This is a genomic window from Flavobacterium sp. Sr18 (assembly GCF_011064265.1).
Taxonomy (GTDB): domain Bacteria; phylum Bacteroidota; class Bacteroidia; order Flavobacteriales; family Flavobacteriaceae; genus Flavobacterium; species Flavobacterium petrolei.
The window spans coordinates 3,771,797-3,793,595 of record NZ_CP049329.1; the positions used below are offsets into that span (position 1 = coordinate 3,771,797).

Here is a 21,799-nt window from a genome sequence, read left to right on the forward strand (position 1 = left end):
CTAATTTCATCGGGAGTAAACTATCTCACTTTTTCAATACCAAATAGGCCTGACTCGGATCATTTAAAAGGCGCTCAATTTCTGATTGCATAATTTCTTGAATATCCTGTTTTACCTGCAGGTAATTCCGCTGAACAATTGTATTATCGATCTTCCTAATAATGGCAATATCTTTAAAATTATCTTCCTCTTGTTTTAGACGTTCGTGGTCGTTGACAATTTCACAATGAAACGTTTTTAGATCAATTTTGCAGTTAGGATCATCGGCAACCATGCCAACAAATTCACCGGAACTTAAAGAGGAAATTTTGGAAGGAGGGACGGCCGACTCTAATTGTTTGGAACGGCTTACGGAAGTGTCGCCACTATTTATCGATAGCGATTCTCTGTCCTGCATAATTTTTCCAAAACGCTCTGACAATTGCTTGCCAGTGTCACCAGTAACTTGACCGCTGACGATGTTTCCGGTGATGTTCATAATCACATCGGCTTGCTCGCGACCGTAATCTTTACGCAATTGACTAAAGTCTTGAATTCCTAAACAAGTGGCTACTTTATTGCTTCGTGCGGTGGCAATCAGACTATCCATATTGTTGAGATAGATAGTAGGAAATTCATCAAAGACAAGACTGCTTTTGAGTTTACCTTTTTGATTCACTAACTTGATTAAACGGGAAACATACAGTGATAATACGGCACCATAAATTTGTATTTTCTGAGGGTTATTGCCCATGCAGACAATCTTGGGTTCAGCTGGATTATTAATGTCTAATGTAAAGTCATTTCCGGATAGTACATAATACAATTGAGGTGAAGAGAGTCGGGCCATAGCAATCTTCGCGGAAGCAATTTGTCCCTCCAGTTGTTCCATGGCATCATTGAGATAGGCATTTATAAATGGATTGATGAGTACTTCAATTTCTTTCTCCGTACGCAATATCGTAAACAGACTATCATAGTCGAGCTGCATGAGCTCAATAACATGCGGCAGCGTGCAAAATTGACCCTCCTTATACTTCCTTAAATACCAGATGATCGCAGTCAGAAAATTGATCGGTGATTCGACAAAAAAGTCACCCTGTCTTTTGATCCATTCCTTGTTTAAACCCAGTAATATAGTTCGCGCTGATTCAGCAGCATCCGTGATGTCGGTCATAGCGGAAGGCTCCAAGGGATTGCATCGGTGGGTGCGGGTCAGGTCATCGAAATTAATCACATAAAACTGTGGCGGAATAGGATAGAGGTGTTTGTATTTCAGCCAAGTATTATAAGTGATTTTTGAAAGGTCGTCAAATTTAAAATCATAAATAAACATGGTAAACCCTTTGCGAATGTGCTGGGTAATAACATGCCGAATAACAAAATAAGATTTACCTGATCCTGGAGTTCCCAAAACCATCAACGCACGAAAGGGATTGATGATGTTAATCCAGCTGTTTCGGACTTTATCTTTCAAATGATACCGCGCCGGGAGATTGATGGAATATTCATTTTCCAGCAATCGTTCTTCCTGCGGAAAGGTTTCATTTTCTTTATTGAAAATATCGTTGCTATTCAACCGGTTTTTTATAATCCGTGAGAGTAAAGTACCTCCCGAAAGCATTACTAAAAATCCGATAGTCGTACTACCGATATAAACAATTGCTTTTGCAGTAGTATCTGTTTTTAGGAACAGCGATAAGTAGCTCAGAAAATAAATTAATACACCTGTTATGATATAAGCAATAGCTGTTTTATGATTTAGTTTTTCGTCTTTGCGGCCTTTTGCTCCAAGTAAGGAAATCAATAAAAATCCCAAAGTAAAAATCTTGGATTTATGAAAATAACGGAACAATCCCGTACGCTGTATGTTACCTAAAATAGAATCGCTGAAGGCACTAACAAAGCCCCATTCTTGGAAGGAGGTATAGCAGTAATAATAAAAATGGAGTAGTAAAAGTACAATACTAATGAGTCGGGTCATGTCGAGTATTTTCCGCAATGCCTGATCGTTTTCTCCTGTTTGCATAGCCATAATAGTTTCGTTTATTGGTTATCAGAGGATCCTTTTCGTTTCTTTTTTTTCTTCTTGCCTTTTAGTTGATTCGGCAGATAAGAAGAATCGTGTTCCGACTGTGTGAGTGCGTTAACTAATTTTGCTATCTCGTTGGTAGCATCACCTGCTATACTTTTTTTAGAATCTTGACCAACAGAAGTAGATCTGACTTCTCTGGAGTCTCCGTCCGTTGTAATTCCATTCGATTTTTTAACTTTGGAATCAGCTGTCTTTTGATGCACCAATTCATTTAAACCACAGCGCTCCTGAATGGCTTTTGCACTGTATAATTTGCCTAATGCACTTCCATTAAATACACTTTGAGTGTGGTGATCTACATACGTGATTCCGTAAAGTAAACCTTCCGAATTTTGCCGAAGAACCATTTTGATTCCTGACACTTCTACTATTTTTGCCAATTCCTGAATTGTCATTTTTTTGTTGTTCAATAATGCAATATCAACAGCATTTTTTATTCTTGATTTATGAGGCATTCTCGCTTTTTCATTTTCAATAAATCGATCTTCTAAAAATTTAAGTGTTGGTTTGCTGTAAAAGTCACTGGCTTTAATAGGAACACCAACCTTATTACCACCTTGATCCAGTATGCGATACACTAATCCTCTATTTTGGAAAATTCTCGAATTTTCGCTTCCTCTGTCTCCTACAATGTTATACTGTTGGAGCACGGCATTTAATTCGGGCAGGCTGGTGTATTTATAATTCTGGATCACTTTATCCAATACATTGGTTATGGCTCGTTTGGATTCAGTACGTCCGTATTCCACTTTGTTGGTAGCAACAGGTTTTACGACCAATTCTTTTTCTCGTTTGTGCTTCTCTGCTTGAACCAATCCATACGCTGTTTCAATTTCTTTTCGGGCTTTTTCAGACTGGTTTCGACCAATATTCTGCATGTCAATTCTGCTGCCGTCATTCCTGACTTTTAGGGAAATGATATGAATGTGAGGATGTCCCGCATCATGATGTTGATACACCAGATAGGGTTGTTCTTTAAAACCAATTTTCGCCATATACGTATCCGCTATTTCCATTAGTTTCTCTTTTGAAATTCCTTTTTCAGTCCCATCAAAATTGAGCGAAATATGCACGCTGTTCCGTTTCACATTTTCATTCAAATCAGCCTGTTTTAAGAACCGGTTTAGTTTCATAGTAAAGACCATTTTTTCGATATCAACTGGGTAATTTCCGGCGCCAATACATTCTGCTACTCCCTGCTGAACTTTGTTTTCATTGTAGTTCAAAATGCGATTTATAGAATGACCAGTTTTGATTATTGCAACCATGTTTCTGCAAATTTTTGAATGTGTTTTTTGATTTTATCCACCTTATTAAAAAGAATCTTTTTTTCCAATTCATAGCTGATGAGCCAGTGCTTAAAATCGGTAATCTGATGTAACGTATGAAGTTTTTTTACAGCCTGATTAAAGTTGTTTCCTATAGCATTAAGTTCGCCTCTCAGGCGAATCATTTCTGCCATAAAATCGTCTAAGGATTGATTTCGATAGGTATTGACGATAGGTTTCTGTAAAAGATTTTTTCTCGCATAATCGCTTATTTTTCGGCAGGTTGATCTATTAAACTCCTTCAATATCTTTTGATATTCATCAGGGGTTAACCGCAGATGAAGCCACTTTGTTCGGTTGTTTTGCTCTTTCATCATCTCTCATTTTAGTGTTTCAAACTCTTTTAATCTTTGCAGTGTCACTGCCCACGAGTTCCGAGTGAATAGGCAGCAAGATATCGGTTGTGATACAACCGGACATCTTGCCGATTGCAGGAACGTGGCAATCTTTCGGAGACTTTAATGTCTATTAGAATTTTCAATTGTTTTAAAATACCAAAAAACAGAATTCTGAGACTATTACCTCTTTTTGATATCTTAAATTGTAAAAACAGTATTTCGTAGCGTTTGAAAGCCTACTGCTATAATTTTTGAAATGTTACAGTTTTTGCAAAGTGTATTATTGTCTTTACCTATAATACTCAAGGAAAAGGCACGATAAAGAAAAACTTGAACTGTTCGACCCTCAAAATCCAAATCGGTTTTGTTCAAAATTTTTGATTTAGAAAGTGCTTTTTCAAAGCTATATTTCGATTTAAAAGTGACAAAGTCCTGACTATTTTTAGGAAGGTTTTTGGCACTTGTCGTAAAGAAAAAATAGCATCAAGTACGATGAATTTTTAAGTTCATAATTTGAATCAGATACGAAGTTAAGTAAGCACCAGTAATCTAACCTATCATAGGTATATTTCGCCCATGATAATGTAGTACGTGCTGTATACCTTTGTAACAGTAAATTATTAATTAATACTTGAAAATTATGCTGACAACAAATGATGTGGCCAAAGTGTTTGATACGATATTGAGCACGCCTGGGATGAATGAGATGGTGAAAATTGATTTGAAAATTTCACGAAAAAATGTACTGTTATTAAATCAAGTTATTGAGCGGGGCTTGTCTGGTAAAGAGGATGACAAATTGTTGTCATTATTAGGGAACATTTCTCAAGAGAGTGTGCAGGAATTAAAAATGTTGGCAGACGAATGCCTGCAGAAAGCTGGGCTAGTGGAATTGACGGAAAAGCTCAATACTTTGGGCGAAGGAAAGTAAATACAAAGTAGCCAATCCCTATTGAAGTACGCACAGTATGGAGTACTTCTAGTGGATTGGCATTTTTTATAAGTATTTATAAATGGATACGTAATTAATCTGGATTTTGGACCGGCACTTCGCTGAAAAAAATTAAGATAAATTGCCACTATTTTTTTAGCTGGAATATATTTTATTTGCATAGTACCTAAAAGCTCCATCGAAAAATTATCTTTTGCCTGAACATAAGCTACTTTTGGAATCACTCTGGCTCCTAGTTTTCTCTTTTCAAATGTGGCGGTAATTCCCAAATCAATTTTTTTATAACCCAGTTCCTGTGCCCGTTTAATGCCCTGAAATAAAAGTTGACGGTATAAACTGAACTTTTTTGGAACTGTATAGTTCATACCAATTAGGGAGGGTACATACGTTTGGTCTGAATTTTTGTAGCAGAAAAGGATTCCAACTAGTGGACTTTTCTGTTGTGAATCTTCAGTATTTTTTAGATAGAGGAGTATAAATTCCCAATGAGGATGAGCAGCCATTTTTGTAAAGACATCGATTGAATAGGTAAAGGTATTAACGGCATAATTATTATTTTTTACATTTTGAAAGAGATGATACCCTTGTGTAATTTCATCTTCTGTTAATTGTTGTTTTATGAGGATTTCGAATGCGTTTTCAAAAGGTAAAATTTCTTTTGTAAAATGCTTTTTGGAACGAGCGGAAAGGGTAGCGGCAAACTCCTCGATACTATTCCAAGACACATTTTCAATGATGCAGGTTTCCGGCATGTTTATTTTTATAAACCCCCGATTGTGAAAGATGCGATTCAATTGTACGTCTTCGTCAAAATCACGTAGCACAAGCATGTCGGCGTTCAGTTTTTGATTCAGAATTTCAACCTGTTCTAATAGCAATAGTACTGCGCTTTCAGCCAAAGGGTGTCGTTTTTTGATATAACAATGATTGCCTTCGGTAAAAAGCGAGCCCATGCTTAAAACTTTTGAGGTCAGGTACAAAGGATCTCTCATTCTTTTCTCTTCAAGCTGCTGTGAAACGGACTCAGGGGCAAGCATATCATCTTTCCATAACCCAAAGGTAAAAAAAGTGGCTAGTACCGGAACATCAGTTGCATCAGTGATTAGGTAATAGTGAAAACTCCAATTATTTTCAGCATCGGCTGAATTTTTAAAAGTATCTTCCAGGAAAGAAAGTCCATCCCAATCAAATGAACTTTGTCCGCCAAGAAGTGTATTCCAAGTGGCCTTATCAATGTGTTGTATCGATGTTTCGTATTGGAAATTAAGTGAGGTCTGCGGAATCGATTTTACTTTTTTAGGTCCTATTTCAGGAATACCAAATGCCCTTGCCACTTGATGTAGCGAGTTGGAGGTTTCCTCCAGCGCTTTTGGAAAATGATATTCTAAAGCTTGGATAAGTCCCTTTATATCTTCTTGTTTATTGTTACGGGAAACAGTAATACGAAGACCTGAATTTTTTACAGGGACGGCCGGAAACAGTCCTGGATTAACAAAATAACCTTCGTTGAAAAGGCGCTGCACTAATCGATAGGCGGTCAGAGGCAGGGCTGTACCGAGGAAGAAAACAGGAGAATTATTCGGGGCTATCATAGGAAGCGAGGTAGCCTTTATCAGCGTATTGAAATACCCAATCTTTTGCGCGAGTTCTTGTTGAAAAATAGTTATTTCTGGTGAAAGATGGATAGCCGCTGAAGCCGATGCCGCAGCCACCGATGCAGGCTCCAATTGGGCTGAAAAAGTGAGTGGACCTCCAAAATTCTTAATCCGATTACGCAACGCAGTATCAGAGGTGATGAAGACGGCTCCGCTGGCACCAAATGTCTTGCTCAAGGTACCTACAATCAGGATGTTTTCCGGTAGTTCTTTTAGCATATCAAGAACGTAGCCCGTACCATTTTTGCCTTTCCAACTCATCCCATGTACATCATCAAAATAGAGTTGCAACTGTGCATATTTTTTGCATAGTTCCAGCAGATCTGAAATGGGTGCATAATCACCAAACATGGAATAAACACCATCGGCCATGTACCATATCTTTTTACATTTGGAGGACAACTCTTTAATTTTGTCCTCTAACATTTGCAGATTGTTGTGCCGAATCATCTCGACAGGAATTCCTCTTAATTTTAATAGCTGGCAGGCATTTTGGACACTCCAATGTACCTGATGATCCAGTAGCACTCCATCCTCATCTCGTATTGCAGTTGGTATGACCGCAAAGTGTCCGAGTGTACTATTCTTGGTTACTATTCCGGGTACACCATACATAGCTTCAATTTTGTTTTCCAGTTCATGATATAGTGGATGTGAAAGGTATGTTTTAGAAAGCGGGAATTGGGTACCGTATTTTGTAATAGCGCAAATGGCAGCATCTTTCAGCCTGTTGTCGTATTCAAGTCCAAGATAACTGGTAGTGGCAAAATGGAATAGTGCTGTGCCATTGATTTGAAGAGTACGTCCAGTAAGGATTTTATCTTCGGCATAGAGATGGATTGTGCCTTCCTTTTTTGCTGTTGCTAGCATTTCATCGACCGTATCAATAAAATGATTGTGTTTTATTTTCGCCATGAGTATTCCATTTTTAATTACAGTTTAGTATCTTTTTTCGAATCTATAAGAGTGTATTTATAATTTTTAAAGTTCTCATTTTAAACTGTTAAAACAGAATTCACCTTGTAAATAATCCCGATTTGACAAGTAATAATCCCGAATTGCTATGTGTAAAATAAAATGATTGATTACTATTACATTTTACCTTTTTTTGGTAACTACTTTCAGAAAAGGAATCGCTAATTTGCCAGGTTCTAAAAAAGAGCAGATACAATGGAGGACTATTTTGAAAATGAATTTGCCCAATTCTGGATTAGCGGGAACATACTTTTTTTTGAGTATAAGCCGGATGTGGTCATTAATTTAGTGGCAGCACAGCGCATTGTATCCGATAGAATACAAATGCAAAAGGAGAAGGCATATCCAGTTTTATGTGATGTTAGAGGCATTGCCGATTCTGACAAAGCTGCCAGAGATTATTTGGCGCAACATGGCTCAGTTCTGACTAAAGCCGTCAGTATAGTAGCGCACAGGAGAGTATCTATTGTAATGATTTCTTTTTATCTTAAAATCAGTAAGCCTCAAGTACCAACTAAGGTGTTTAATGATAAGGCCAAAGCGCTAGAATTTTTGAAAGCATTTGTTTAGGATTATTTAACAATTTAATTTTTAGGATATGGATCAGGAAATAGACCACCAACGCATCAATACTATTTGTCAAATGATTCTGGAAATGGCAGAAGGGAATTTCGCGTACCGCATACCAAGGACCGCAAAGGATGACGAATTAGAAGCACTGGCTGTGCTCGTGAATTGGATGGCGGAAGAAATGAAAGAGTCTGTATTCCACAGTGGCTATATTAATCCGCATCACAGTTATCAGTATGTAGCAGAAAGCACATTCATGGTAGACAGTAAATTCATTATAAAAGACTTTAGCGTACATGTACCGGACCTTTTGGGATATACCTCCAATGAACTAACTGAATCAGATTTTACTGCGCTTCTTGCAAAAGAATCAGTTGCCTTATTTAAAACGGTATGGAATGATGTAGTAGAGAATAAATCCAATAGTAGCGTTATTTCGCTTGGACTTGTTAGTGTTGAAAAATTAATTATTTCAGCTCCCTGCGCTATTTCCAAGCTCTGCGGAAGCACTGACATAATGATTACTTTCTTTTCTGCCAATAGTACTGGCTCCATCGAAAAAATAGCGGGGCCAAGAGAAATTTTGACAGTTGAAGAACGGAAAATCAGTAACTATTTAGATCTAAAATCCACACAGGCAGTTTATGATTTTATACTGGCGAATATGGATTCGGCTCTGCCAACCTTAAAAGAGCTTTCTCGTATTTTTGGAACCAATGAATACAAATTAAAGAATGGTTTTAAACATGTATTCAAAACCACAATACAACAATTTTATAATAATGAAAGACTCAAGCGGGCACAACTTCTGATTCAATACACCAAAATCCCATTAAAAACGATAGCAATTATGGCAGGCTTTTCTACCTATCCAAATTTTTCACGAGCTTTCAAAATTAAATTTAGGTATTCCCCATCAGACCTTGAAAGGCAACCTACAGTTGGATAATATTGAGAATTAGTTTGGCTATTCAATAAACTGGACGCCTGCTAGAATAAAGAAATCCTGATTTGATACAGCAATATCCTAATTGGATAACATTCATGTTGTTTTGTTTTGAGAATTTTACAGTACTAATCCTCAAATACCGACAAAATGAAATTTAGTAAGCCCATAAGAACAATTAGTATCGAAATAATTTGCATGCTTTATGTAGTGTTGTTTGTCTATGCGTCTGTCAGTAAGCTACTTGATTTTCAAAATTTTCAAGTGCAGTTGGGACAATCTCCGCTATTAAGTGCTTTTGCTGACTGGATTTCTTTTTTGATTCCGATTGTTGAACTTGTAATTTGTGTGCTGATTATCATTCCAAGGTTTAGAGGTATTGGGTTATTCGCAGCTTATGGTTTGATGGTATTGTTTACAGCTTACATTTTTATAGTACTTCATTATACCGCTTTTGTGCCTTGCTCTTGTGGAGGGGTTCTCGAAGAACTAAATTGGACACAACATCTAATTTTTAATGCTGTTTTTATAGTATTGGCTGTGCTTGCTATAGTATTATATTTTTCTGATGAAATTTCAGCAAAGAAAGTACCATCTAAATCAATTTTGGCTTTGTTTTTTAGTATTACATTTTGCAATATTGCTTTAATAATTGGATTATTCTTACTGTCTGAGAATATTATCCATTATCATAATAAATTGACAAGGCGCTTTCCTCATGCACCTCTGCAGACCATCTCCGATATAGATCTTAAACTGAATTCGTATTATATCGCCGGTGTTGATAAGGATAAGGTATACCTGGGCAATGCTACGGCTCCATTACTGATTACAGTATTGGATACGAACTTACAGCAAATGGAAAAACGGCTTGTCATTCTTGACCGCAAAGATCTTCCCTTTCAGGCAGTAAAAGTTTTAGTGCAAAGTCCTTATTTTTTCGTGGTAGATGGTCGGATACCATGCGTTTTTCGAGGGAGTATTAAAGACTGGAAAGCTAAAATGATAAAGAAAGGAGGAGAATATTTTACCACTGCGCAAGCAATAGACTCAGCGGCAATTGCAGTACGTACTCATAATTCCATAAATGGCGAGAGTATTATGGGAGTGATCAATCTAACCGACACAACAAAAATAGAACTAAACCCTCAAATTTTACAAAAGCAATTTGATGGGGTATTTGATACTGATGGTCAACTACTGTATAGCAATGGCTTGAAAAGGATTATTTTTCTCTATGCGTATCGCAATCAATTTACGGTAGCCGATAGATATTTGAAAATTGATTTTAGAGGGACTACGATCGATACAATAACCCGCGCAAAACTAAGTATTGTAAAGGTTAGTAAGCACCGTGAGAGAAAATTTTCCAAACCTCCTCTGTTTGTCAATAAGAGCAGTGCAACATATTCTAATTTACTGTTTGTTAATTCAGCAATTCCGGGGCGATATGAAGAGGATGCCATGTGGCAAGGAGCAAGTATCATTGATGTTTATAATATTACAGAGAAGAGTTATTTATTTAGCTTTTGCATTTACGATATTGACGGCAAAAAAGTAAGAAGTTTTGCAGTAAACAACAACAAATTATATGCATTGATTGGAAACCATATTATTGCTTATAGTTTGGATCAAAGGGTAACGTCTAATTATATAAAATAAATCTTGAATCTCATATTGTAAGCGTATTAATAATCTATTGGCCAAATAGCAGGGATCAGATCGAAAACCTGTAAAAAAGAGTAGATCATAACTATTAATTTTATTATTATGAAGACTAAATTTTTGAATTTCGTAATGCCAATGGCGGTGGTTGCACTGGGATTGGCTGGTGCTATTAGCACCAATGCAATGAACGAAAATGGAAAGGAAGTGGCTCCAGTTATGGGTTGGAAACATGTTTCTGAAATTAATCCTTGTGAGGCTGTGCAGGAATGTTCCAACAATGGAAATTTTGATTGTACAGCTCCCGATGGAGAGCAACTTTATGCTAAACCGATTTCAACTTGTTTAACGCCCTTAAAAAGGAATGTACAGTAGTTGACCATTTAGTAATAAAGGAGGATGCCGCCCAACTGTTTGGGCGGCATCCTTGTTTAGAAAGGCTATTGTTTTCTAGTAGAATTCACCTTTCATCCAGCTGTGAAAGGTCTCATTTTTAAGATAATAATTAAACCATTGTTCCACACGCAGGGTAAGATCTTTTTGATTTTTAGGCTTCCACAAAGTGTGCTCTTCATCAGGATAAACCAGCAAGGTATGCGTTTTGTTAAGCCGTCTCAATGCGAGATAAAATTCCATGCTTTGAAGATAATGGATGTGACGGTCCTGCTCGCCTGTCCATGCCAGCAAAGGTGTCTTGACATTTGATGCCTGCAAGACGGGAGAGTTTTTCAAATAACTTTCTGTGTCCTCGAAGAGTGATTGACCAATACGTAACTGATCATGCTCTGCACGGTAAAAATCGGGTCTGTAAAAAGTAGTGCCTACATAAAGATAACTGCTGATGAGATCGGTCCATGCGGCACCTGCAACAGCAGTTGCAAATCGATCGGTTTGAGTAATGATTAAATCCGTTGTATAGCCCCCGAAAGAATGCCCAATAAGTCCTACTTTTTTAGGATCTACAACACCTTTAGCAAGGACGGCATCAACAGCAGACAATATACATGCTGTTGCTGACTTTCCTACATTGGCCGTTTCAAAGACCATATCAGGAAATAAAACGAAATATCCCTGCGCGGTAAAATTGGTACTATTAAATCCATCTCCTAAATACGAACTTGGATTCATATAATCATTTAAAAACTGAAATTGTCGTTCATAGATGTGCACTATCATCGGGTATTTTACGCCACTTTTATATTCCGAGGGATAATAAAGGATGCCTGATAATTCGGTACCTTTCAAGTTATATCGTATTGGTTCCGCTTTGCCCCAATAAAAATGTTTCTGTTGGGCATTGGATTGGATTATTTCCCTTGGTGATGTATCGTAAAACACGAGTCGCGGCGCTGCCTCATAGCTTTGCTCCAGATATAGGTAAGTAGCATTATTAGATGCCTTGATGATGTGATTCACTTTCTTCTGCTCCCAAACCAACGGAGTTACTCCACTTTTAAAACTCCATTTGCAGAATCCTGATGCTCCTGAGTTCTTATTTATGGCACTAAGGAAGAGGTTATTATTGAGTTGTAGCGGTGGCGTTTTAGTATTAATTTCATCATTTTGATACAGGGGTTTTGGGGTCAAATCCTTAACACGATACATTTTTTGTATTTCCCGCCCTTTTGTAAGTCGCTTTTTAGTACTGCCATCGGTAGCAATTTGCCACAGATCATATTGGTCGTACAAGAGTATGCTTTTGTCTTTTTCCGTCCATCCCGCCACTCCGTATGGAGCTGGTTGTATCGGCACATCCTGATCCTGTCGAAAAAATGATACCGGTATCCCTGCGGTCATATTGGTATGGGTGTCTTTTTTGATGTCATAGATCCACCAGTCTCCCTCTTTGGCATAGGATAGGTATTTCCCATCGGATGACGGAACGGTTTGGTAGTCACCCGAATATTTCTCTAGTATTTTTTTTCTATTCCCAGTTATCAAATCAACAAGAAACAGATCATACGCGCCATCAAAACTATTTTGAGGCTGGTAGGCAACTGGGTCATAGATAAAGGCATAGTTGTAATCTCCGCTGAGAAAACCTTTTGGAATTTTTCGGTCTGAAATCTGGATAAAGCGGTTGCTTTTCACAGACCATACGGCCATTTTATCCATCAGGGCGTACTGTCCATAATTCTTCTTATGGGCAAAGACCAATTTATCGGCTGCATTCCACACTTGCACAGCGGCCGGATCAATGCCGCGAAGCCGCTCTTGATTTTCTTTAAGCCAGAAAAAAACACGATCCCCATCATCTGATACCGTCAGCGTATTGTAGGTCACGTCTGAGATTTTCATATCTGCGGGAAAATTTGCCTGTGCCTTGGCATCAAAATGATTCAGTTTTTGTTTGTCAATGCTGTACCTGAAAAGCTGTGGGTCATCGGGTAAATTTTGTATAAAGACAATGGTATTACCGCTCCAATTCAAATTTTGAAATCCCCCTTTAGGGTCAGAGATAATTATTTTTTTTTCAATTTGCACCCCAAGCTTTAAAAAACCGATTGTATTTTGGTCTGGTGAATCCATGGTGTAGAGTACACCGTTGCGATTCGGTTCTAAACGCCACTGGCCCACGTTAGGAATTTCAGCTGCAATAGCACCATTCTCATCCTGAACCACTAGCCTTTTTTTTTGGTCAGACTGCTTTAGTAGCAATAGGACGTATTTTTCATTGCCTGAAAAGGCAAAATCAAAAACGTCTGCTGTTTTCGTAACGGTACCCGTTTTTAAGTTTTGCAAGAGCAATGTATCTCTAATAATGCAGCCAAAGTGTGATTCGCCGTTAAAAATACCGTCTTTGGCATTCGGAAAAATGTAGGTTGTACTGTTTTGCGTGTTTTTCACAAACATGGTGTCCTTTTTGGATTCGTACCAGAGCAAATAACTGGCCCAATTACCATCGCGGGATAGTTTCTTTGGCAGGAGTTTACTCCAAAGCGCATAATCGTCTTTAGTGAGGGGTCGTTTTTGGTTACCCTGCCCCCAGCAGGGGCAGGTAACTAACCAAAACATGAAACCGGCAAAACCGATGACAAATCGTTGATACATCCTATATCTCTTTATTTTAATAGTTTGCATTTTGCGGAGCAAGATTAGGGTTAAGTAATAACTCCGATTCGGGAAGTGGCAATAAACGGTCAGTTGTCTCCCATTGCGATTTAATAGGGGATAGTGTCGCATCTAATCCGGCAGTTCTTTTTAGATCAAAAAAGCGGTTTCCGAATTCCGTAAAGAATTCGCGACGGCGTTCCTGCAATACTTCGGTAATAATTGCTGTTGCGGTAGCGGCATTGGAGTCCTGTAGTCCGGCGAGATTACGGGTTTTGTTCAGATCTTCTTTCGCACCAATAAGATCACCCTGATGGGCACGAGCTTCTGCTCGTATGAGGTATTGCTCGGCCATTCTAAGGACAATGGAGTATTCTACCGAAGAACCAGTATTGGACGATTCTTTGTATTTATAGGCATGGTACCATCTGTCGGTGCCAGTAGTCACTGCTTTGATCCAGTTCGTTTTGCGCAGGTCCTCATCGCTAAAAGCACCTATGAGCGCTTCACTGAGTGCCAAGGTTGCAGGTGGTCCTTCCACAAAAATAAATGTTCCTGCCTCATAAGTGTTGCCTCCAGCTACCGCCGGCATCAATTGCCATATCGTCGAAAAGCTTCCTTTACCGAACACGGTTCCAATATCCGAAGGCCAGACAAATAGCCCTGTTTGGTTCAAAACAGCCGAAGCCGCATTCGACGCTTCACCCCATTGTTGTCTATAGAGGCATACTCTTGCCAAAAGCGCTTGAGCAGCCCATTTGTTTGGGCGTACCCGTTCTGAGCCTACATATTCTTCGGGTAATACTGAGATTGCTCGCTCTAGATCTTCCTTGATGTGTAGATATACTTCATTTTCAGGCATGCGATGTGCCACTTTATTTTGCTGATAGTCGGTCGTTTGTATATAGGGAATGTCTCCAAAAGTATTCACAAGGTAAAAATGAATTAATGCCCGTATAAACAAAGCCTCTCCCATTAATTGATCCCTATCACTTCCTGCTAATGCCGCTGAGGTTGTAACGCCTTCTATGATTGCATTGGCAGCATAAATTTGATTGTAGCTACTGGTCCATAATTCGGATATTTCAGTGTCCGAGGCCAATAGCGCATTGGTATAAAAATTGGACTGACTGCTACCGGAGATTCCAAAAAACAGCAGTTCATCGGCATAAAGACCCAGCTGACTCGAAATCCCTGACGGATAGCCGGTAAGTAAGCCATGATCTCGGATTTTTGCATAAATGTCGACCATAGCGGCATTAGCCGTGGTTTTGTCTTCAAATACATCTTTGGCTGTTAATTGTGAAGAAGGCAAGTCGACGTCAGTAAAACTGTCACATCCTGCCGTCAGGCACAAAAGAATATTCCATACTATAAATACTAATTTATTATTTTTCATGAGGTGGTTTTTAAGGTTAAAAAGTAACTTGCAAACTGCTGCTAATAACGCGTAGCGGCGGTAAATATCCGGATGATATAAACTCAGGATCCAATCCTTTATAAGGGCTTATAGTCAGCAAATTTTGTCCTTGCAGGCTAAGCTTGCACAAGAGTTTCTTAGTCCACTTTTGGGGCAGGTCGAACGAAATGGAAACGTTTTTCAGACGGATATAGGATGCATCGCCTATTGCGGCATCACTTTGCGTATAGCGAATGTTTGCGGCTCTTTTTTGGGCGTTGCTGTTGCTGTACGATTGATAGGGACCGGAGTCGCCGGCGCTTTGCCAGTGCGCTGTAACCGCCTCTGGTTGATTTATCATTGTTCCGGGCATTCCCATCCTGTAATTTTCATTGAAATTCAATTGTTTTACAAACTGGAATAGGAAATCCAGCTGTACATTTCCATAACGCAATTGGTTTTGAAAGCCACCATAATAGTTTGGACTTAGGTTCTGTATGCTTTTTTTATCGTCAGCGGCAGAAAGATTCCCATCCCCATTAAAATCCTCAAATTGATAAATTCCGCTAGTGGGATGGAGTCCTGTGTAATGATACATCTTGACTATGTTAATGGGTTGACCAATTACATATTGGTTTTTATACGTTGAACCTTCGAGTCCGGGAAAGGAAAGCAATTCATTTTTAATATGGGTCAGGTTGAAATTACTGATCCAACTGAACTTCTTTGACTGGAAGTTTACGGTTCGGATGCTGATTTCTATACCACTGTTCTGTACTTCGGCATCCAAATTGGCTTGCAACTCCGAAAAACCGGTTGTCCCGGGCAGTGGTATTCCCACTAATTGACTGGAGGAGCGGTTGCGGTACCACGCCACCGTAGTGAAAATACGGTCGTTCCAAAATCCGGTTTCCAAAGCCAATTCCAGTTTTTTATTGGTTTCCCATCCAAAATCCGGATTAAAAAGTCGGCTGGGTTGTAAGCCACTTATGCCCTGATAGGTATTTCCGGAAGTACCATAGGTGTCCAGGTATTGATAGTCCCCAATCTGGTCGTTGCCTGTGGTACCATAACTGGCACGTATTTTTCCAAAACTCAAGAAACGGAGCTTATCTTTTACGAATGTTTCATTTGAAAATAGCCATGCAGCGCCTAAAGCCCCAAAAGTAGCAAACTGTCTGCCTGGTCCAAACCGGCTCGACCCGTCCCTGCGACCGGTTCCATTCAATAGGTATTTTCCGTGCCAGTTTAAGTTTATACGTCCGAAAAAGGCTTGGTACTTATACACGGTTTCATCACTGTTTAAAATAAGATAGTGGGCAGCAGAAGCCGGATTTTCAATCAAACTGTTATTGGCAAACCCTTCAGCGGCACTTACGAGCTGGTCGCTATTTTGTTGCTGAAAAGTGGCTCCTGCTAAAGTCTCCATTTTTAATTTTCCTACAGCGTGGTTCCAGTTGAGTTGTGGTTCTGCAATCCATGACTTCCGATGGATGGTATTGGAAAAAAGAGCCGATACTTCACTGCCTAATCCGTAGGCAGGATTATAGCTGGTGGAAGGCAGTACAGTTTTTTGATTTTGTTGCAGGTCGGTATAGCCAAAACTGGTCTTTGCTATAAATCCTGCACCTAAGTCGTAAGAAAGCAATATGTTCGTAATCAAATCCTGAGTTTGTCCTTTAATTTTCCCTTCCAATTTGGCAAGAGGATTGTTAAAGGTGTTGTTTTCCCAGTTGAGATTTCCCATGGCATCATAAAGTGAAGGCGCATTGGGTACAAGGGTGATGGCATCACGGGTAAAGTCGATGGACGGTAAGTTGTTGCGTTGAACAGTATACCCTGCGGTAAAATTGACTTTGAATATCTCATTATCCGATTCGTGATTCAGGTTGAAATGACCACTACCTTTACTATACTCAAAATCACCTGGAAATACAGTGGTTTCCTTGCTGTAGTTTCCACTTAATAGGTATTGTGTGTGTTGGGATCCGCCCGAAAGGGAGGATTGTAGGTTGGTATAATTGGCAGTTCCTCCCAGCAGTTGTTTTTGCCAGTTGGTCGTGCGGTTTTGATCCCAAGTACCGTTTACATCATAGGCAGATGAAGGGTATCGGGTAACGCCATCATTGGCGAAGGCTTCCCTGCGCATGGATAGATACTGTGGTGTATCCATCAGATGCATAAAATGCGCTACTTGCCCTAGTCCGTTGGAATAGTTAGTGGTAAAAGTTGTTGTACCAACTTTTCCTTTTTTGGTGGTGATCAGTACCACACCATTAGCACCACGAGAGCCATAGATTGCCGTGGCATCGGCATCCTTTAATACTTCAATGCTGGCAATATCATTGGGATTGATACTGTTTAAAGGACTGTTCTGACCGGGTAAGTTTCCTGATGTATAGGTGCTGCCAATATCTTGCGAGGAATACGGAACGCCGTCTATGACATACAATGGGTTATTTCCGTCCAGCCGAAGGCTGTTTTGGCCGCGTATTTCAATACTAAAACCGCCACCGGGCATCCCCGTGGCTTGGCTGATGTTTACCCCTGCCATCCTGCCTTGCATAGTGGCCAGCACATTGGTAACGGGTTGTTTTTCGATGGCTGCCGCAGTTATTTTGGCAATACTGCCCGTGCGTTCACTTTCCTTTACGGAATAATAACCTGTATTCACGCGCACCTCCTGTAAAGAGGTTATGTCTTCGTGCAACTGTATGTTGACCAGTTTGCGCCCGTTTATGAGAACTAGTGCTGTTTTGAAGCCCATAAAAGAGACCGTCAAGGTATCAGTACCAGCAACCGCCAGTGTGTATTGCCCATTGAAATCTGAGATAGTGGTCGTGTTCCTTTTTCCCTTTATGGCAATTGTTACACCAGGTAAAGGATTGGTGCCATCGGTGATAGTTCCTTGAACTTGATGCTGTTGGGTAACGGCAAGATTATTCTTAAGGGAATAGTTGGCTAGAGCAGGGGTGTAGCTGAGTGAGAACCCGATAATAATCAGGTACCAAAAAGCCAATCTCCCCTTGTAAAATGAAATTTTTTTCATAATATTGGGTTAGTTAATTGAAACGTTAGTTTTGTTAGCGATGGTCCTCTATTCAACCGCCAAGAAGAGTTAGAGGGCCTTTTTTTAGTGTGTCATTGCGAGGGATGAAGCAACCTCACTATTATTATTCTATCATAGGCAATGAGTTTTAGGATTTAAAAATAACCTGCACCTTTTATTAACAAATTCAAATTAAATTAACTAGGTGTTTTTATTCAAAGGACCTTTCGGTGCAGGTGTTTCTAGTAGTAATCGTTTATCGTTGTTCGTATTTCGTAATCGTTTATTGGTTTAAAGTTGGCATAGGTATTTCCGACCTGTTAAGAAAAGGGTATTTTCCTAACTGGGATTTATGAATAATGGGTTTAGGGTTTAAAAAGCTCCTTTTGCTCCCCTTTCTGAAACAAACTTTAAAATTTTAATATACCAGTTGGAAAATAGAAATAAAGGCAATACTTTTAAAGTGCGAGTTTAAAGAGAAAAAGCTTAAATCTAAGTGCCAAAAGCATTTTAGGTTTGGGTTGAGGCTTGATATAGAGGGGATTGTTACTTTATATAACTCCCTTTTTTATATATCAAGGTAGAGTTAAACATATCAGTACTAAAAATCCTTATTGAGGAAGTGTCTCTGATAAGAGTACTTCGTGGTGTTTTTCTATCCTAACACAATGTTTGTTTCAGTTTTGGGATAACAAAAGGCAGCTTGCTTTTAGCAGGTAGTTAAGGTGGTTTGGTAATGCTTATGCATAAAAAAATCGTTCTCATAATTTATATGTTTATGTTTATGTTTATGGAACGATGTATTTCGTGGTATGAATGGTCTTTGCATAAAAAGCAAGGAGCGGCCTCACACTTTAGAACCGTGGGCGACCAAACCCATCTCTACAATCTTTCGATTGAAAAGGTACTATCTAAAGCTTACGTGAGAACCGCTCGCATGCCTTACAAAAGTAAGAAACTTTTTGACATGGAGCGACTTCACGATACTCTCGATAGTAAAATTGGTCGTTTCGGTTCGAGAAAACATCGTTTTAATTATGCCAAAAAAGGCTAATTGTCAATTCGCTAGAACAAATATAACAAAAGTTTCTTAATTACAAAATTTTTAAACAAAGAAAATGAATCATAATATTGATAAATACATTACTGACAAGATTTTAGAATTAAAATGGCGGGATAAACAACTATCCGAAATTTCTGGGTTATCAAAAGGACAAGTTAGCAAACTAAAAAAAGGTTCAGTATCAAAATTATCTGCTCAAACCTTTTATTTAATTGTAAAAGCTTTTAATGATTCTATAAATAATGCAACTAGAATTGTATTTCTAAATCAGAAATTCGATTTAAATAATTGGATTCCTAAAGAGCGGAATGAATTTGGAATAATAATGTCTAAATACGAGAATATCACAAATTCGCTAGAAGAAATTTCAGCTAAAACTGGAATTAATGAAATAAGATTAAGTGAATTGTATTATAGAAAAGGTGCTTTAGATGCCTACGAATTAATATTTATTGAAAAAGCTATAGGAAAGAAGCCAGGGGAATTATTTGAGGAGTTATATGGAAATAAATGTAAAAGTCACTTGTGGACTAATTGAATAATACAAAGAGTTGATCGATTTTAGCTCTTATAATATCGGAAATGCTTTGAAAGTTCAGATTAAGCTACTATTTGAGTAATTTAGTAGTTAGCACAAAAAAAAGATGCCTAGGCATCTTTTTCTGTTTTATGACGGTCTGGAACACTTGTCAATTCGGGATTAAAGCTTGTCAAAAATGGAAGAATTGATTTCATGCTAAAAGAGGAAATCTCTATAGGTTCTATATTTGAGGTATGGAATGGTATGAAATAATAGGGCTAATTGTGTTTTGGTTTTTAGGTCTTTATGTGAATGGGAGGTTTTATGAGTCTATGAGGGATTATTTTTATAAAGATAGCTTGAGAACGAGACAAAAAAAATGAAAGATTATTTGCTAAAATTATATTTTTACAATTTACTACATTAATTAAAAGATAAGGAAAAGAAGTAGCTAATTATGGTGAACTTACCCTCTTAAACAACCCCTCATCTTAAATAAGATGTAAACTATAAAAGTTTTATCGATATTAATACAAACTGATATGAAGATATATTACATTTGCGTAACACTACACAATGTGTAGTAGATAGCAAACGAAATATACTAGTGAAAACAGAAACTCAATCATATAATTATTTAGAAGAGTATGTAGATGCCGTTAGAGCTAAAGGAAGATATGCTTTTACATTAGAAGAATTGAAAAATAAATTTGAAATAACAGACAAAGCACTTTTACAAAGTCTATATCGTTTAAAATCAAAAAAGAAAATAGTTCAAATTCGAAAAGGCTTTTATACAATACTTCCTGCTGAATATTCAAATTATGGTGCAATCCCATCGAATATGTTTATCGATGACATGATGATGTCTCTTAACAAAAAATATTACTTAGGGCTAATATCCGCAGCAGCTATACATGGAGCATCACATCAACAATCGATGGAAACATTTGTAATTACAGAAAAACCTGCTTTAAGAGACATTAAAAACAAGAAACTAAAAATAAATTTTCTAGTAAAAAACGAATGGAATAAAGAAGATGTGAAACAAGTAAAAACAGATGCTGGATACATCAACGTATCATCACCAGAACTTACAGCATTAGATTTATTATACTATGTTGACAAACTAGGAATGAATAGAGTAATAACAATCCTTAAAGAACTAATAGAAGTCATAAAGCCTTCAATTTTATCAAGAACCGCAAAAAACTATTCTCAAACAGCAGCAGTACAGCGATTAGGATATTTATTAGAATATGAATTAGGAAATGAAAAACTAAGTCAAGCATTATATTCTACAATAGCCGATAAAAAAGGAATAAATATTCCATTAATGCCAGGGAAAAATAAAAATGGTAATACAAATACAAAGTGGCGTATAATTAACAACATTAATATTGAAAGCGATTTATGATACCAAGACGTTACATAGAAGAATGGAGAGAGTTTGCACCTTGGCCAGAAAACGGACAAATCGAACAAGATTTAGTAATAGAAAGAGCATTGATTGAAATATTTTCTGATCCATTCCTAAATGAAAATCTAGCATTTCGCGGCGGAACAGCTTTACACAAGTTATTCCTAAAACCGCAAGCAAGATATTCTGAAGATATTGATTTGGTACAAATAAAAACCGGTCCAATAAAACCAATTCTTGTTAGATTGCGAGAATGTTTAGCCTTTTTGGGGACAAAAAGAAGTATTACAACCAGTATTCACAACAACACAGTAGAATACCGATTTGAAACAGAAATACAGCCAATTATTAGAATGCGTCTCAAAATTGAAATTAATTGTAGAGAACATTTCACGGTATTAGGACTGCAACAAATACCTTTCAAAGTGCAAAATGGATGGTTTTCTGGGGAATGTATGATAAATACCTATCATATTGAAGAACTACTTGGTACTAAATTAAGAGCATTATACCAACGAAGAAAGGGACGAGATTTATTCGATTTAGATTTTGCATTAACAAAGCTAGATATCAATGTTGCAAAATTAATTCAATGCTACAAAGAATATATCAATTTCTCAGACGGTACTTCGCCTACCAGCAAAATGTTTATAGCCAATATGGTAGAAAAAATGGGTGATGATGAATTCCGAAATGATATCTTCACAATTTTAAGACCCGAAATAGAATATGATAATGATAAAGCTTATAAGATAATTAACGAAAGTATTATCAATAAAATTTAGAGATAATAG

General features: G+C 37.9%; 15 protein-coding genes. 8 read left to right on the forward strand and 7 right to left on the reverse strand.

Translation table 11 applies throughout. The features are described from left to right. Positions 1 to 25: 25 nt before the first annotated feature. From mobC to G7A72_RS16415, 4 genes are all read right to left on the reverse strand, one after another. Positions 26 to 2,008: a conjugal transfer protein MobC gene (gene mobC, locus G7A72_RS16400; RefSeq protein WP_165153532.1), complete on the reverse strand. Its 1,983-nt coding sequence runs from the start codon at positions 2,006 to 2,008 to the stop codon at positions 26 to 28. Positions 2,009 to 2,025: 17 nt separating this feature from the next. Beyond that, a complete protein-coding gene (locus tag G7A72_RS16405) occupies positions 2,026 to 3,342 on the reverse strand; it encodes a relaxase/mobilization nuclease domain-containing protein (RefSeq protein WP_165153534.1) in 1,317 nt (438 codons plus the stop codon). Then, on the reverse strand, positions 3,330 to 3,716 hold the full coding sequence (locus tag G7A72_RS16410) for a plasmid mobilization relaxosome protein MobC (RefSeq protein ID WP_371807554.1): 387 nt from the start codon (positions 3,714 to 3,716) through the stop codon (positions 3,330 to 3,332). Before G7A72_RS16410 ends, G7A72_RS16405 begins: the two co-directional genes overlap by 13 nt. Before the next feature lie 849 nt (positions 3,717 to 4,565). Next, complete coding sequence (locus G7A72_RS16415; protein ID WP_165153538.1) at positions 4,566 to 7,262, reverse strand: aminotransferase class I/II-fold pyridoxal phosphate-dependent enzyme; 2,697 nt, start codon at positions 7,260 to 7,262, stop codon at positions 4,566 to 4,568. Positions 7,263 to 7,517: 255 nt separating this feature from the next. Here G7A72_RS16415 and G7A72_RS16420 point away from each other — a divergent pair, with 255 nt between their 5' ends. The 4 genes from G7A72_RS16420 to G7A72_RS16435 all read left to right on the forward strand — a co-directional run bounded on the left by G7A72_RS16420 (position 7,518) and on the right by G7A72_RS16435 (position 10,878). Continuing rightward, positions 7,518 to 7,892, forward strand: a complete 375-nt coding sequence (locus G7A72_RS16420) for a hypothetical protein (protein WP_165153540.1) — start codon at positions 7,518 to 7,520, stop codon at positions 7,890 to 7,892. A gap of 28 nt (positions 7,893 to 7,920) precedes the next feature. Then, positions 7,921 to 8,841 (forward strand): helix-turn-helix domain-containing protein, encoded by a 921-nt coding sequence (locus G7A72_RS16425; RefSeq protein ID WP_165153542.1) that lies wholly within the window; start codon positions 7,921 to 7,923, stop codon positions 8,839 to 8,841. A gap of 147 nt (positions 8,842 to 8,988) precedes the next feature. After that, positions 8,989 to 10,500 (forward strand): MauE/DoxX family redox-associated membrane protein, encoded by a 1,512-nt coding sequence (locus G7A72_RS16430; RefSeq protein ID WP_165153544.1) that lies wholly within the window; start codon positions 8,989 to 8,991, stop codon positions 10,498 to 10,500. 108 nt (positions 10,501 to 10,608) lie between these two features. Continuing rightward, a complete protein-coding gene (locus G7A72_RS16435) occupies positions 10,609 to 10,878 on the forward strand; it encodes a DUF6520 family protein (RefSeq protein ID WP_165153546.1) in 270 nt (89 codons plus the stop codon). A gap of 75 nt (positions 10,879 to 10,953) precedes the next feature. Here the strand turns inward: G7A72_RS16435 and G7A72_RS16440 are convergent, their stop codons facing one another. Genes G7A72_RS16440 through G7A72_RS16450 form a run of 3 tightly spaced genes read right to left on the reverse strand, consistent with a single transcriptional unit; the run spans position 10,954 to position 18,002 of the window. Further along, positions 10,954 to 13,584: a S9 family peptidase gene (locus tag G7A72_RS16440; RefSeq protein WP_165153548.1), complete on the reverse strand. Its 2,631-nt coding sequence runs from the start codon at positions 13,582 to 13,584 to the stop codon at positions 10,954 to 10,956. Then, entirely contained in the window at positions 13,571 to 14,953 is a 1,383-nt protein-coding gene (locus G7A72_RS16445; RefSeq protein WP_165153550.1) for a RagB/SusD family nutrient uptake outer membrane protein, read from the reverse strand. The genes G7A72_RS16440 and G7A72_RS16445 overlap by 14 nt, the downstream gene beginning before the upstream one ends. 16 nt (positions 14,954 to 14,969) lie before the next feature. Next, positions 14,970 to 18,002, reverse strand: coding sequence for a SusC/RagA family TonB-linked outer membrane protein (locus G7A72_RS16450; RefSeq protein ID WP_165153552.1), 3,033 nt, complete (start codon positions 18,000 to 18,002; stop codon positions 14,970 to 14,972). A 790-nt stretch (positions 18,003 to 18,792) separates the two neighbouring features. Between G7A72_RS16450 and G7A72_RS16455 the strand changes: the two genes are divergently transcribed. From G7A72_RS16455 to G7A72_RS16470, 4 genes are all read left to right on the forward strand, one after another. Beyond that, positions 18,793 to 19,056 carry a hypothetical protein gene (locus tag G7A72_RS16455; RefSeq protein ID WP_165153554.1) on the forward strand — a complete coding sequence of 88 codons (264 nt, stop codon included), beginning with the start codon at positions 18,793 to 18,795 and terminating at the stop codon, positions 19,054 to 19,056. Positions 19,057 to 19,120: 64 nt separating this feature from the next. Continuing rightward, a complete protein-coding gene (locus G7A72_RS16460) occupies positions 19,121 to 19,603 on the forward strand; it encodes a transcriptional regulator (RefSeq protein ID WP_165153556.1) in 483 nt (160 codons plus the stop codon). A 589-nt stretch (positions 19,604 to 20,192) separates the two neighbouring features. Further along, positions 20,193 to 21,002, forward strand: coding sequence for a type IV toxin-antitoxin system AbiEi family antitoxin (locus G7A72_RS16465; RefSeq protein ID WP_165153558.1), 810 nt, complete (start codon positions 20,193 to 20,195; stop codon positions 21,000 to 21,002). Then, on the forward strand, positions 20,999 to 21,790 hold the full coding sequence (locus tag G7A72_RS16470; protein WP_165153560.1) for a nucleotidyl transferase AbiEii/AbiGii toxin family protein: 792 nt from the start codon (positions 20,999 to 21,001) through the stop codon (positions 21,788 to 21,790). Before G7A72_RS16465 ends, G7A72_RS16470 begins: the two co-directional genes overlap by 4 nt. Positions 21,791 to 21,799 lie beyond the last annotated feature (9 nt).